Raw genomic sequence first — 13,902 nt, 5'->3', positions numbered from 1 at the left:
GATAAGATCCACAAAAGTGAATCTCTGATGAGAAACACTTATTGTCATCGTCTATCATTCGGAAGGTACATGTCACAGAGTAGCACGGGAGACGGGGAGAGTACAGAGCCCACCGAGGCGCCGACGAGCGACAAACCGTCGCGGCGACAGTTCGTACAGGCGACTGCGGCCACGGCGACAGTCGGTGCGCTCGGTGCCCTCGCGGGGTGTAGCGGCGAACAGGGCGACGGGACGCCAGAACCGAAGGGGGACGGCGGCGGGACCGGTTCGGGCGGCGACACGGATTCGGACTCGGGCGGGTCCGAGAGCGTCACTATCGACTACCTGAGCGCGCAGGCGGTCGAGAACGCGGGGATGAAGTCGCACTTCCAGGATTCGATGAAGGTGTTCGAGGAGAAGAACGGAAACGTCTCCGTGAGTCTCCAGACCGCGTCCTACGGTGACATCCGGTCGAAGCTCTCCTCGACGGTGTCGTCGGGCAACCCGCCGACGTTCGCGGAGGCCGGCGGCGGCGGCCTCCAGTTCTACCTCAACGACAAGGTTCCGGACCACAAGCCGTTCATCGAGTCGACTGACTTCCTACCGAACGACTTCACGGCGGCGAACAAGGAGTCCGCGCAGTACCGCGGCGAGTACTGGTCCGGCGGCGGTATGCGCCACACGAACAGCAACCTCGGCATCCGTCCCAAGTCCTTCAGCGAGGCCGGCGTCAGTAACCCGAAGAAGGAACTCTCGACGTGGAGCGGGTTCCTCGATGCGGTCCGCCGAATCGACAAGAACCAGGACATCATCGCCTACGAGGAGACCGGCGTCCCCGGCGATTTGGAGTCGTACTGGGGCTACGCTCGGACCGCCTACACCGAGGGGACCGACCCGTGGATGCGGGGCGAGGGCGACGACAAAACGGTCGTCGTCGCGAACGAGAACCACGAGGATCGGGGCAAGACGGACGGGATGATAAAGACCTGCGTCAAGATGGCCAACGAGTTCAGCAGCGAAGAGGCGGCCCAGCGCGGGGACGAGGACATCCCCTCGCTCATGCTGACCGGCCGCGTCGCCTCGTTCAACTACGCGGTGCCGACCGCCAGTCGCTGGACCTCCGTCAAGGAGGACGTCAAGTTCGGCTGGCAGGGCGGTGACGGCGACTTCATGCTCCTCCCGCACCCGAAGGTCGACTCCGAGTTCGGTAACAACTTCGGAATCAGCGACCTCGAAGGCGTCGAGGGCGAACACGGCGGGCACATGTGGGCGCTCGAACAGCAGCAGTGCATCTTCGAGGCCAGCGACGCGAAGCAGAACGCCGCGTGGGACCTCAATATGTTCCTGCTCAGCGACAACGAGTTCGTCCTGCCCGCGTGGGGCGAGTACTACGAGGCTCTTCCGGGCCTCGCGCCGAAACTGCAGGAGGTCCTCGACGAGTACGACCTCGCCCAGAGCACGGAACAGGCGTACAAGAACGCAGACGAGTACGGCGTCCAGTACTCCACCACGGGCGCGGCGTGGGACGTGCCGGACGTCGACCCGATTCGGTGGACCGACATCAACGAGACCATCAGCCAAGCCATCGCGGGGCAGCACTCCGTCGAGGAGACGCCGGGACTCGTCCGAGAGCGCATCCTCAAACGACTGGGACAGTAAGTCCGCTCGACTTACTGCCGCCGCCCCGTCGCAAATCGGATAGCGGCGAGTACAGGCCTATACTCCGGTAAATCCGGCGAATATCTCCCCCAACATTTTTATCAGTAGAGAGAAATCGAACTACTACCTTGGCGCAAGAAAACACACAACACATTCGGCAGAAGTACGGCATGGAGGAGAGCACGCTGATGGACCGCGCGCGGGAGAACTGGATAGGCTACCTGTTCATTCTCCCCACGTTCCTGATGTTCACGCTCCTGTTTTACTTCCCCATCGTGCGGGGCGTCTACATGACGTTCACCAACGCGCGCTTGGGGGGAGCCGGGACGTTCGTGGGCCTCGACAACTACATGTGGCTGTTGACGAACGACCTGTTCCACTTCGCGTTCGGGTGGACGCTGGCGTTCGTGTTCGGGACGACGTTCCTGCAGTTGTTCATCGGCCTCTTCGCGGCGCTACTCCTGAGCGAACTCAAGAGCGGATGGAGAGAGTGGGCCAGCGCAATCGTCATGTCCCCGTACTTCTCCGCGCCGCTCGCGGGAGGTGTCATCTGGCTGTGGTTCCTCAACAGCGACTTCGGAATGCTCCCGAGGCTCATCACGGACATCTTCGGCGTGTCGACGCCGGCGTTCCTCGCGGAGGACCTGTGGCCGTACGTGTCGCTCATCGTCGCGCAGTCGTGGCACGACTACGGGTACGCCGGAATCATCTACGCCGCGGCCATCGTCGGTATTCCGCGCGAACAGTACGAAGCGGCGGCGTTAGCCGGGGCGGGGCGACTTCGGCGGTTCCGTGACGTGACCCTCCCCCACCTCGTGACGCCGACCATCGTCATTCTCGCCCTGCGGACGGCGTGGAACGTCGCCGAGTTCGCGCAACCGTTCGAACTGACCGGCGGCGGACCCGGCACCCGGACGATGTTGATGAGCATCCTCACGTACGAGACGGCCTACGTGAACCTCCAGTTCGCGCGGGCCTACACGCTCGGGATGGCGATGATCGTGATATCCATGACGGCGGCCATCTTCTACGTGACCGTCATTCAAGACGAAGAGGAGATGTACGTCTGACCATGATAAACGAGACTCGACGGTCACGACTGGTTCTGTACGCCGCGCTCGGAGCCTTCGCGCTGTTCGCGTTGGCGCCGTACTACTGGGTGATTCGAACGTCGTTCCTGACGAACTTCGCGGCCATCGACCCGGCGACCAACTACCTCCCGGCGCTGGAGAGTCTGACGATGGCGGCGTACGAACAGATCTGGGAGCGGTACAACTTCATCACGTTCTTCAAAAACAGCATCCTCGTCTCGGTCACGGCGACGGTTATCTCGCTGTTCTTCTCCATCCCGGGCGCCTACGCGTTCGCGCGACTGGACTTCCCCGGACGGAAGGTGCTGTTCTACACCGCCGTCTTCACCATCATGTTCCCGTGGATCGTCATCACCATCCCGGTGTACGAGGTGTTCTACCTCCTCAATCTCATCAACACCCTCGTGGGCGTCATGATCGCGCTGTCCATCTTCGTCCTCCCGCAGACCATCTGGCTGCTGCAGGGGTTCTTCAGGCAAGGCATCCCCGAGAACATCGAGGAGGCCGCGCTGATCGACGGTCACAGCGAACTCGGGGCGTTCCTGCGAATCGTCCTGCCCCTGTCGGCGCCCGCGGTCGGGGCCGCGGCCCTGTTCGCGTTCCTGACGGCGTGGAACAACTTCCTGTGGGTGTTCGTCCTCACGAGTGACGAGGAGGTCCGCACGGCCACGGTGGCCCTGCACTACATCCTCGGAAGCGACGTGCTCCGGCAGTGGAACATCCTCATGGCCGCCGTGGTGCTCCTCGTGGCGCCGCCGGTGGTCTTCTACGGTCTCTCGCAGCGCTACGTCGGCGAGGGACTGGGAGGGATGTGACGCGTATCACCACCCCGCGGGGCGTTCGAGTTCCGTACCGGGGATACTACTAAATAAGAGAGCCGCAAACCAAAATTGGAGTGAGTTACCATGGCACGTGTTAAATTCGACGACGTAACGAAAGTGTTCGAGGATACGTCCGGTCCGATAGTCGCCGTCGAGGAACTGTCGCTCGACATCCCCGACGGAGAGTTCGTCGTGTTCGTCGGCCCGTCCGGGTGCGGGAAGTCGACGACGCTGCGGATGCTCGCCGGGTTGGAGTCCATCACGGACGGCGAGATACGGTTGGACGACCAACCGATAAACCAGATGTCGCCGCGGGACCGTGACATCGCGATGGTGTTCCAGTCGTACGCGCTCTATCCGCACAAGACCGTTCGGCAGAACATGGGGTACGGACTGCAACTGAGTACGGACCTCAGCGACGAGGAGGTGGACCGCCGCGTCGTCGAGGCCGCCGAGATGATGGGCATCGAGGACCTGTTGGACAAAAAGCCCGGGAGCCTCTCGGGCGGGCAGCAACAACGCGTCGCGACGGGGCGCGCCATCGTCCGCGAACCGGCCGTGTTCCTGTTCGACGAACCGCTGTCGAATCTCGACGCGCAACTCCGGAAACACATGCGGACGGAACTGTCCCGCATCCACTCCGAACTCGGCATCACGACGATATACGTGACGCACGACCAGGAGGAGGCAATGACGATGGCCGACCGCATCGTCATCTTGAACGACGGCAAACTCCAGCAGGTCGGAACGCCGAAGGAAGTGTACTACCGACCCGCGAACGCGTTCGTCGCCGACTTCATCGGGTCGCCGTCGATGAACTTCTTCGACGTGGACCTCCGCACCGAGAGCGACGGGAGCGGAACGTTGGCGGGAGAGGGTATCTCGTACGCCGTCTCGAACGACGTCGTCGAGATGGTCGGCGGAGACGGGGAGTACACCCTCGGTATCCGCCCGGAGAACCTCCGCATCGACTCGACCGCACCGGACGCGAAGACGTTCGAGGCGGAGGTGGACGTCGTCGAGGTCATCGGGTCGGACAACTTCCTCTACCTCGAGGTGGGCGGAAAGGAGTGTCGCGTCCGCGCGCCCGTCGAAATCGAACCGGCGGAGGGCGAGACAGTCGACGTGACGTTCGACGAGTCCGACCTCCACCTGTTCGACCGCAACACCGAGGAAGCGCTCGTTCACGGCCACGAACGGGCCGACGCGGAACCGCGCACCATCGAACAGGAGGCATGACGGGCCGATGACGGCTGGATACCCTCGGTAGACGACGAAGATTCGACGGCGAGTACGAACACGTGCTGACGGCCGGTACTCGTCGGGGGAACGCTTTTGACCGCACTCGATGACTCTCGGAGTATGACGTACGATATCGCACTACTACCAGGGGACGGTATCGGGGTCGAAGTCGTCGACGCGACGCTTCCGATACTCGAAGACGCCGCGGAACGAGGCGGGTTCTCCGTCGAGACGACGCGGTACGACTGGGGGAGCGAACGCTACTTGCAGGAGGGGGCGATGATGCCCGCCGACGCCATCGAGACGTTAGAGGGGCACGACGCCATCTTGCTGGGGGCGGTCGGTCACCCGGATATCCCCGACCACGTGACGCTCCGAGGGATGATGCTCCCCATCAGGAAGGCGTTCGACCAACAGGTCTGCAAGCGCCCGTCGGTGCTGTTCGAGGGCGTCGAGAGCCCCCTTCGGGGATACGAGGGCGAAGACATCGATTTCGTCGTCTTCCGCGAGAACACCGAGGGGGAGTACACCGACGCGGGCGGCCACGAACACCAGGGGTACGCACACGAGGTGGCGGTGCAGACGGCCATCTACACGCGGCAGGGGACCGAAGCCATCGTCCGCGAGGCGTTCGAGGCGGCCGAAGAACGCGACGGTCGCCTGACGAACGTCACGAAGTCGAACGCGCAGGCCCACGGGATGGTGTTCTGGGACCAGATCGTAGCCGAGATAGCCGAGGAGTACCCGGAGGTGACGGTCGAACGCCTCCTCGTGGACGCCGCGTCGATGGACCTCGTTCGTCGGCCCGACGAGTTCGACGTCATCGTCGCCTCGAACCTGTTCGGCGACATCCTCACCGACCTCGGCGCTATCGTCAGCGGAAGCATGGGGTTGGCACCCTCGGCGAACATCAACGTGGAGGGACACTCCCCGTCGATGTTCGAACCGGTCCACGGGAGCGCACCCGACATCACCGGCGAGGGCGTCGCGAATCCGCTTGCAACGGTGCTCTCCGTGTCGATGCTCTTCGACCACCTCGGCGAGGACGACGCCGCCGCGAACCTGTGGAACGCCGTCGCGAGTCAGTTGGCCGACGACGGCGCGCCTCGAACGCCGGATTTGGGGGGCGCTTCGGGCACCGAATCGGTCGTCTCCGACCTCCGGACGCGCCTCTAAACGGCAGATGCGTCTTCGCTCGCGCGGAACCGACCCGGAGGTCAAGCGGTTCTCGGCGGCGCTTCGCCGTGGGGACGAGGAGGCGTTCGCGGCGTTCGTCGCGGACCTGTGGGGCGCGCGCGGGCGGCCGACGACGCGAGACGGGACGGTTCTCTCCGTCGAATTCCCGGACGAGGAGCGTCGGCTTCGAGTGACGCACGGCGCGCCGACTTCGGCGGGCGACGGGCGGACGAGGGGAGTCGTCACCTCTCGTATCGTGCGGGAATCGGCCGCCCGCGAAACGGAGTCGGCCGCCAGCGAGCGACCGACCGTCGACGCCGCGGAACTGCTTCGCGTGGTCCGGTACGCCGTCGAGCGTGACCGCGCGGCGTCGATTCTCGAACGGCATCTCGGCGAGGGCGCGGCGAAGTTCGTCGAACCCGGCGCCGTCCGCGCCGAACGGGAACGCTCCCGGGCCCGTCGGAGACGCCTCGGACGGCGACTCGTCGCCGCCGCCGTCGTCGCGGCGTGCCTCGGCGGCGTCGCTCTCGTCGGTCCGGACCTCGCCTCGTCGTTGAACGCGCCGCCGTTCGACGCCGCGGAGGAGACTTCGGCGCCGAGCGATCGACCGACCGAAACTGCGGCGGCGGTTCGGGACGAATCGCCGGCGTCGAGTTCCGCGGAGCGCCTCGATTACGCCGCGTTCGGGTGTCCGTCGCCGCCCGACGACGCGAACCCGACCGAACTCGCTCCCGCCGTCGTCCCCGGCGCGAGTGCGTCGGGGTTAGACGGGTGGCGTCTCGTCGATTCGGAGAGCGTCGGGTCGTTCGACGACCGCATCCAACTCGGGAGCCCTCCCGAACCCACCGAGAGACACACCGCGAGGTACGTGCCGCCGTCCGGCGAGACGCTCAGAGTTACCATCGACCGGTGGCGGTCGGTCGGTACCGCGGACGCGGTGTCGTCGTCTCTGGCCGACGCGAACGAAACCGTGGTTCGGTGGGGTCGGTACACCGTCGTCGTCCGGGCGTTCGATGCGAACGGGACGCGCCTCTCGGAGACGCAGACGCTCGATAGGTCGCGCGTGCTGTTGGCGGCGGTACGCGGCCCGGACGGGGGACGCCTCGGCTTTCGGTGCGTCAGTTCGTTACTCGACGAGGCGGACGGGCCGAACGAAACGGTCGGCTCCGATGGCGAATCCGGCCCGCCGACCGCATCCGCCGACACCGCGTGAAAGGTTTATAGTCCGTGAACGGAGACGAGTGAACATGACACACGGCCCGGATGCTGTCCACGAACTGGTCTCGGAGTCGGGGTGGTCGTACCCCGTCTCGGTGCGGCGGTTAGAGCGCGAACACGCGTTGGCGAACATCCAGTTGGACGAGGAGGGAAACTCCATCATGCTGGCCGAACTGCTCTCGCAGGCGGACGTCGACCGCTTCGAGAGCCGCGAGGACCTCGGGTCGAAGCTCGGTCCGGTGTTCGAAGCGGAGAGCGAGCGCCGAAACGTCGGCTTTTTCGGACGCATCAAGAGGGCGTTCCTGGGGGGGTGACCGGATGAACAAGCTCCGAACGTTCGTCGGGTTCGGGTCGGTCGCACTCGTGTTCGGCACTCTCTGGGCCGTGTTCCGGTACGGGCTCTCGCCCGCGTCGAATGCGGGGTATCTCAGAGCGGCGGCCGTCGTCGTCCTCCTGCCGGTGATTCCGGTCGCGTTGGCCCGCGCGAAACTCTGGATTCGCCGACTCGCGGAGTACAGGCGCAACGGGTCCGGGCTGAGTTTCGAGCGGAAGTCGGTGTTCGTCTCCGACGGTGAAGTCTGCGACACCGAGGAAACCCTCGCAGACATCGAAGAGGCCGTCACCGCCACCGACGAGTACGACGAGTGTCGCCGCGACGAGTTCGGCGAGGGCCGCGGTCTCACGGTTCGACACACCGGGTACCACAACTCCTTCGTCCGCGTCGCGGGCGACGGGCGAGTCGTCGTCACCGGCGCCTCGGAGAACACGCACTCGCTCGCGTCGCTCGTGGAGCGGGTAGCCTCGCTACCGATGAACCGAACGCGAGTCCACCCGCTCCTCGAACCGAAGCCCGTCCGCGGCGCGCCGCGGGCGTTCCTCGGACTGTTCCTCGTCGGGTTGTTCCTCTTCGGGGCCGCGGGCCTGGGTGCCGCCGCGTACCCCGCCGACGCCTACAGCGCGCCCGAACGGGCCGTCTTCGTCGGCTACGACGCGCAGGCCGACTTCGTCCCGGGATACGACGAGACGGACGCGACGGTGGACAGAGCCGCCCTCCACGTGAGCGCGCTGGACGAGGAGGCGGTCGAACTGCAGTGGGACCGCGACGGCACCGCCAGGCTATCGGAGCACACTCGACAGTCGGTCTTCCTGTCGGCGAGGGGAGCGGAGATGCTGGACGGCGTGCGCGAGGCGGACCTCGCCCCGGCGGAACGAGAGCGAGTCTCGACGCTCGAAACCGACCTCCACGCGGCGGAGTGTCGCGTCGCGTCCGCCATCACGACTCGCATCGAGAAGGGCCGCGTCGAGGGCGACACCGCACCGCTGACGGACGCCCGACGGACCCTTCGAGAACGGGCGGCGGCCGCGGGCCACCCGTGTACCGCTTGACCGAGACGCGACGGACGGCGGCGTTCGGGGTCGTTCGGCGACGCGGAGCGATTCCCGGGAACGTCGACACGAAGTCGAAGCTATAGGTATCTGGGCCGAGACGGAGGAACTATGACCGAAAACGCCGGACTGGCGCATATCGCCGAGGCGACGGACCCGTTAGTCGGGACGTGGGCCACCATCCCCGCCCCGGCGACGGCCGAACTACTCGCCGAAATCGGGTACGACTTCGTCGCGTTCGACCAGGAACACACGCCGATAACGTACGAGACGATGGAGAACATGCTCCGCGCGGTCGACGCCGCGCCCGGAGAGACGGAATCGTTGGTCCGCGTCGCCGACGACGACCCGACGACGCTGAAGCGAACGCTCGACCTCGGTCCGACGGCGATTCTCGTCCCGATGGTCGAGACGGCCGAACAGGCGGCGGAAATCGTCGATGCGAGTCGATACCCGCCGGAGGGACGGCGGGGACTCGGTCTCGCCCGCGCGTCGGGGTACGGTCGGTCGCTCTCCGAACACGTCGAGACGGTCGAAGACTCCCTCGCCCGGTTCGTCCAGTTGGAGTCCGAACGCGCGGTCGAAAACGCCGAGGATATCGCGGCGGTGGACGGCATCGACGGCCTGTTCGTGGGGCCGGTGGACCTCTCGATGTCGATGGACCGCTTCGGGGAGTGGGACGACGAGGAGTTCATCGGCGGGGTGAACCGCGTCGTCGAAGCGGCTCACGACGCCGGTATCGCCGTCGGAACGCTCGCGACGAGCGCCGACGAACGAGAGGCCCGCCTCGACTGGGGTGTGGACTACCTCGTCGCGGGGGTGGACGCGATGCACCTCGCATCGGGGGCAGCGGACGCACTCGACCACTCGAAAGAGATCCTCAAGCGAGAGTAAGCGGGCGCGATGACGGCCGACGAACAGCGACCCGCACGTTTATGCTTCCCACCCGAAAGTACACGTCATGGTACCGACTATCACGCGAATAGAGAGCACCGAGTTCTCGTTTCCGCTGGAAGATACGGGGCACAACCCGGACGGTTTCAGTCTCGTCTACGAACCGGGAACGACGACGGAGCGAAAGCAGTTCGCGCTGAAGATACACACGGACGAGGGCATCACGGGCGAGTACATCGGCGGGAATTCGCCGGGCGCGGCGCAGTTCAACGTCGTCGCGGACTACCTCGTCGGGAAGAATCCCCTCGAACGAGAGCGACACTGGAGCGAACTGAAACGAGCGCTCAGGAAGTACGACCGGATGGGCATCGGGCCGATGGACATCGCTCTGTGGGACTTCGCCGGCAAGTACTACGGCGCGCCCATCCACGAACTCCTCGGAACCTACCGTAAGCGACTCCCCGCCTACGCTTCGACGTACGAAGCGGACGAGAACGGGGGGTTGGACTCCCCGGAGGCGTACGCCGACTTCGCCGAGGAGTGTCTCGACGCTGGTTATCCGGGGTTCAAGATGCACGTCTGGGGCTCCGACGAGTGGCGCGATATAGAGCGAGAAATCGAGACGGTCCACGCCCTCGGTGAGCGCGTCGGCGACGAGATGGACCTGATGCTCGACCCCGCCTGTCAGTACGAGACGTTCGCGGATGCGGTGAAGGTCGGTCGCGCCTGCGACGAGGAGGGGTTCTTCTGGTACGAGGACCCCTACCGCGACGGCGGCATCTCACAGCACGGTCACAAGAAACTCCGCGAGATGCTCGACACGCCGATTCTCCAGACGGAGCACATCAGGGGCCTCGAACCGCACACGGACTTCATCGCCAACGGCGCGACGGACTTCGTCCGCGCGGACCCCGAGTACGACGGCGGAATCACTGGCGCGATGAAAATCGCCCGCGTGGCGGAGGGATTCGGCCTCGACGTGGAGTTTCACGCCCCCGGTCCGGCGCAACGACACTGTATGGCCGCCGCGCGCAACGCGAACTACTACGAACTCGCACTCGTCCACCCCGAACTTCCGAACCCCATCGCCCCGGTGTACGAGGGCGGGTACTCCGATTACATAGACGCCATCGACGACGAGGGAACGGTGCCAGTTCCCGAGGGCCCCGGACTCGGCGTCGACTACGACTGGGACTACGTCGAGGCGAACAACACCGGAAGCGTCCACGTCTACGAGTGAACGTCGGAGAAAGAACGACCACCGACAGGGAGTAGCGACGACGAGGGACGAACGGGGTGACGAGCGGACGGTGAGCGCCTCCGAACCGCCGTGCGACATCTCCGGTCGTGGAGAGTCACTCCCCGCGGCGGCGGTTATACGCTGTCTCGGGAGTAGTCCGTCGCCAAAGCTTATGTGCGGATGAGAGTATGTATCACGAAATGGCGATACTGGCAGCAGTCGACGGCGACCAGAAATCCGACCGGACGATCACCGTCGGAGAGGACCTCGCGGAGGCGTACGACGACGAACTCGTCGTCGTCCACGTCCTTCCGCAGGAGGAATTCGAGGACCGAAACAACGTCAGACGGGGCGAGAAGTACACCGTCGAAGACGGGCAGAACGACGCGGAAGCGACCGCACGGGCGGTCGTCCGAACCTCGACCGATAGACCGGGGCGAATCACCGTACGCGGGCGCGTCGGCGACGTGGTCGAAGAGTTGTTGAGTGAGTCCGAACGAGTAGACGCGAAGTACCTCGTCATCGGCGGGCGCAAGCGGACGCCCGTCGGGAAGGCGCTGTTCGGCAGCACCACGCAGTCCGTCCTTTTGAGTTCGGACGTCCCCGTCGTCGCCGTGATGGACGAATGACGAGACGTAGGCCATCCCCGAGTGCGTCGGGTGCCGCGGCGATGGAGTACAAGCGTTCATTACCGAGGGGCTGAAAGTCGAACGAAACCATGGTCGAACTCGAGTTTCCCGGACGGAAACAGCTGGAAGCGGTGAACGACGCGTCGCTCGACGATCTTCCGGCGTTCGCGACGGTGCGCACGGTCACCGACCCGCCCGAGGTCGACGACGTTCGCCGGGCCACCGTCGAAGCGGTCGACGACATTCCGGCGTTCGAGGACCTCCCCCGGGGGGCCGAAGTCGCGATAACCGCCGGGAGCAGGGGGATACACGATATGCCCGCCGTTCTCTCGGCGGCCGTCGAGGAACTGCAGGACCGGGGATTCGAACCGTTCGTCATGCCCGCGATGGGGAGCCACGGCGGCGCGACGGCCGAGGGACAAGTGGAGACGCTCGCATCCCTCGGCGTCACCGAGGCGTCGATGGGCTGTGAGATTCGGTCGTCGATGGCCGTCGAGGAGGTGGCCGAAGACCCGAACGGCGAACCGGTGTACGCCGCACGGGACGCACTCGACGCCGACGCCATCCTGCTGGCGAACCGCGTGAAGCTCCACACCGACTACCGCGGACCGATAGAGTCCGGCCTCTGTAAGATGGCCGTCGTCGGACTCGGCAAGCACCGCGGCGCAGAGAACATGCACAACGCCGCCATCGCACGGGGATTCGACGAAGTGATCCCCGAACGGGCCGAACTGCTGCTCGAGGCGACGGACGTCGTCGGCGGCGTCGCAGTCGTCGAGAACGACCGCGAACACGCCGCGCGTATCGAGGGCATCCCGGTCGACAACCTCCCCGAACGCGAGACGGAACTGCTCGAACGGTCGGCGGAACTGTTCCCCTCGCTACCCGTCGAGCAGTTGGACTTCCTCATGGTGGACGAACTCGGCAAGAACGTGAGCGGGACCGGGATGGACACGAACGTCGTCGGTCGGGTCCGGTTCCACAACCAACCGGAGGTGGACACGCCGGAGATAACGCGAATCTACGTCCGGTCGCTCACCGAGGAGTCGCACGGCAACGCCATCGGTATCGGCCTCGCGGACTACATGAACCGCGACCTCCTCGAGTCGGTTGACTTCGAGGACATGTACGTGAACATCACCACGAGCGGCGAACCCGAGCGCTCGAAGGTTCCGTTCGTCGTCCCCTGCGACGCGACGGCGTTCGTCCTCGCCGCGTCGATGACGGGTGTGCCGGACCTCTCGGAGATGCGAATCGGTCGCATCACGAACACGCTCGAACCCGGAACGATGCTCGCGTCCGAACCCGTTCTCGACCAGTTGGCGGGACGGGACGACGTGGAAATCGGCGAGCGCAGGCGGTTGACGTTCGACGCCGACGGTCGGTTGACGACCGAAATCGAGCAGTAACTCCCCTACGCGTCTCCGTCGCGCACCCGTTCGAAGGTGCGCGCGACGCGGAGGAGGTGTGCGTCCTCGTGCCTCCCGGCGACGAACTGGATACCGACCGGGAGGCCGTCGCCGCCGTCGGGTACGGTCACCGCGGGGACGCCCGCGAGGTCCATCGGACGCGTGTTGTACGCGAGCGGAACGGTGAGACCCTCGTCCGCGTTCGCGTCGTAGCTGTGCGGTTGCCACGCGCCCACCTCGGGCGCGACGACGGGCATCGTCGGCGAGACGAGGGCGTGGTGGTCGGAGAGGGCCGCGTCGAACTCCGATTCGAGGGTCGCACAGACGTTCCGCGCGCGGGTGTAGTGGCGGCCGTCGTATCGGTCGAGGAGGGCCGCGCCGACGAGGGCGCGTTCGCGGACCACGTCGCCGAATCCGACGCCCGCGGCGGACTGCCGAGCGCTCGCGGCGTCGTACCGGGACGTGTCGAACGGGCCGGGGCGCTCTATCGGCAGTCCGTTCCGACGAAGCGCGGCGGCGAACTCGACGTTCGTGACGGCGTTCCAGACGTAGACGGCGTCTTCGATGGTCGGCAGTCGGACGGGTTCGACCGTCGCGCCGGCGGCTTCCAGCGCCGTTATCGTCTCCTCGAATCGGTCGCGCACCGCCGCGGAGACGTGGTCGGAGAGAAGTTCCTCGGGGACGCCGAACGACAGGTCCGCAGGCTCGGACGCGTCGGTCAGTCCGGCCGCGCACTCGCCGACCGAAATCCCCGTCGCTAACGCCGACGAGGGGTCGCGGGAGTCGTACCCCCCGATTACGTCGAAGCCGACGGCCGCCGTCTCGACGTCCGGCGCGAGCGTTCCGATGTGGTCGAGCGTGTACGCCAAGTCGACGAACCCGTCGCGCGGGACCGCGCCCCACGAGGGTTTGAATCCGACGACGCCGCAGAACGACGCCGGGATGCGGACCGACCCGCCGGTGTCGCTCCCGAGAGCGAGGTCCGCGGAGCCCTCGGCGACGGCGGCGGCGCTTCCCGACGACGACCCGCCCGCGACCCGACGCTCGTCCGCCGGGTTGGTCACCGGCCCGAATCCGCTCGTCTCGCTCGTCGGTCCGTAGGCGAGTTCGTCCATGTTCGTCTTGCCGACGACGCGGGCGCCCGCCGAGAGCAGTCGG

General features: G+C 65.8%; 13 protein-coding genes. 12 read left to right on the top strand and 1 reads right to left on the bottom strand.

What is annotated here, in order from left to right; genetic code table 11:
• The first annotated feature begins 69 nt into the window (after positions 1–69).
• From C474_RS15260 to C474_RS15205, 12 genes are all read left to right on the top strand, one after another.
• Positions 70–1,638, top strand: coding sequence for an ABC transporter substrate-binding protein (locus C474_RS15260; protein ID WP_008388388.1), 1,569 nt, complete (start codon positions 70–72; stop codon positions 1,636–1,638).
• A 128-nt stretch (positions 1,639–1,766) separates the two neighbouring features.
• Positions 1,767–2,708, top strand: coding sequence for a carbohydrate ABC transporter permease (locus tag C474_RS15255; RefSeq protein WP_239640439.1), 942 nt, complete (start codon positions 1,767–1,769; stop codon positions 2,706–2,708).
• A 2-nt stretch (positions 2,709–2,710) separates the two neighbouring features.
• Entirely contained in the window at positions 2,711–3,544 is an 834-nt protein-coding gene (locus C474_RS15250; protein ID WP_008388384.1) for a carbohydrate ABC transporter permease, read from the top strand.
• A 90-nt stretch (positions 3,545–3,634) separates the two neighbouring features.
• Entirely contained in the window at positions 3,635–4,789 is a 1,155-nt protein-coding gene (locus tag C474_RS15245; RefSeq protein ID WP_049917076.1) for an ABC transporter ATP-binding protein, read from the top strand.
• A 123-nt stretch (positions 4,790–4,912) separates the two neighbouring features.
• Positions 4,913–5,968, top strand: a complete 1,056-nt coding sequence (locus C474_RS15240) for a 3-isopropylmalate dehydrogenase (protein ID WP_008388380.1) — start codon at positions 4,913–4,915, stop codon at positions 5,966–5,968.
• Positions 5,969–5,975: 7 nt separating this feature from the next.
• Positions 5,976–7,181: a hypothetical protein gene (locus tag C474_RS15235; RefSeq protein WP_008388378.1), complete on the top strand. Its 1,206-nt coding sequence runs from the start codon at positions 5,976–5,978 to the stop codon at positions 7,179–7,181.
• A gap of 34 nt (positions 7,182–7,215) precedes the next feature.
• Positions 7,216–7,500 (top strand): hypothetical protein, encoded by a 285-nt coding sequence (locus C474_RS15230; RefSeq protein ID WP_008388376.1) that lies wholly within the window; start codon positions 7,216–7,218, stop codon positions 7,498–7,500.
• A 4-nt stretch (positions 7,501–7,504) separates the two neighbouring features.
• On the top strand, positions 7,505–8,572 hold the full coding sequence (locus C474_RS15225) for a hypothetical protein (protein ID WP_008388374.1): 1,068 nt from the start codon (positions 7,505–7,507) through the stop codon (positions 8,570–8,572).
• A 111-nt stretch (positions 8,573–8,683) separates the two neighbouring features.
• On the top strand, positions 8,684–9,466 hold the full coding sequence (locus C474_RS15220; RefSeq protein WP_008388372.1) for an HpcH/HpaI aldolase family protein: 783 nt from the start codon (positions 8,684–8,686) through the stop codon (positions 9,464–9,466).
• Positions 9,467–9,533: 67 nt separating this feature from the next.
• On the top strand, positions 9,534–10,706 hold the full coding sequence (locus C474_RS15215) for an enolase C-terminal domain-like protein (protein WP_008388371.1): 1,173 nt from the start codon (positions 9,534–9,536) through the stop codon (positions 10,704–10,706).
• Between the two features lie 200 nt (positions 10,707–10,906).
• Positions 10,907–11,335, top strand: a complete 429-nt coding sequence (locus tag C474_RS15210; RefSeq protein ID WP_008388370.1) for a universal stress protein — start codon at positions 10,907–10,909, stop codon at positions 11,333–11,335.
• A gap of 89 nt (positions 11,336–11,424) precedes the next feature.
• A complete protein-coding gene (locus C474_RS15205) occupies positions 11,425–12,744 on the top strand; it encodes a DUF362 domain-containing protein (protein ID WP_008388369.1) in 1,320 nt (439 codons plus the stop codon).
• Between the two features lie 5 nt (positions 12,745–12,749).
• On the opposite strand, the gene C474_RS15200 is transcribed toward C474_RS15205, so the two are convergent.
• The coding region (locus C474_RS15200; protein WP_008388368.1) for an amidase at positions 12,750–13,902 on the bottom strand (1,153 nt) is incomplete at its 5' end.

Source organism: Halogeometricum pallidum JCM 14848 (assembly GCF_000337095.1).
Taxonomy (GTDB): Archaea; Halobacteriota; Halobacteria; order Halobacteriales; family Haloferacaceae; genus Halogeometricum; species Halogeometricum pallidum.
This window is presented reverse-complemented; position numbering and strand designations above follow the sequence as displayed.

What these genes read in the sequence shown, in the direction of transcription:
- C474_RS15240 (WP_008388380.1), top strand. Translation starts at nt 4,913, where the DNA reads ATGACGTACGATATCGCACTACTACCAGGGGACGGTATCGGGGTCGAA.
- C474_RS15245 (WP_049917076.1), top strand. Translation starts at nt 3,635, where the DNA reads ATGGCACGTGTTAAATTCGACGACGTAACGAAAGTGTTCGAGGATACG.
- C474_RS15205 (WP_008388369.1), top strand. Translation starts at nt 11,425, where the DNA reads ATGGTCGAACTCGAGTTTCCCGGACGGAAACAGCTGGAAGCGGTGAAC.
- C474_RS15235 (WP_008388378.1), top strand. Translation starts at nt 5,976, where the DNA reads ATGCGTCTTCGCTCGCGCGGAACCGACCCGGAGGTCAAGCGGTTCTCG.
- C474_RS15210 (WP_008388370.1), top strand. Translation starts at nt 10,907, where the DNA reads ATGGCGATACTGGCAGCAGTCGACGGCGACCAGAAATCCGACCGGACG.
- C474_RS15230 (WP_008388376.1), top strand. Translation starts at nt 7,216, where the DNA reads ATGACACACGGCCCGGATGCTGTCCACGAACTGGTCTCGGAGTCGGGG.
- C474_RS15250 (WP_008388384.1), top strand. Translation starts at nt 2,711, where the DNA reads ATGATAAACGAGACTCGACGGTCACGACTGGTTCTGTACGCCGCGCTC.
- C474_RS15225 (WP_008388374.1), top strand. Translation starts at nt 7,505, where the DNA reads ATGAACAAGCTCCGAACGTTCGTCGGGTTCGGGTCGGTCGCACTCGTG.
- C474_RS15215 (WP_008388371.1), top strand. Translation starts at nt 9,534, where the DNA reads ATGGTACCGACTATCACGCGAATAGAGAGCACCGAGTTCTCGTTTCCG.
- C474_RS15220 (WP_008388372.1), top strand. Translation starts at nt 8,684, where the DNA reads ATGACCGAAAACGCCGGACTGGCGCATATCGCCGAGGCGACGGACCCG.
- C474_RS15260 (WP_008388388.1), top strand. Translation starts at nt 70, where the DNA reads ATGTCACAGAGTAGCACGGGAGACGGGGAGAGTACAGAGCCCACCGAG.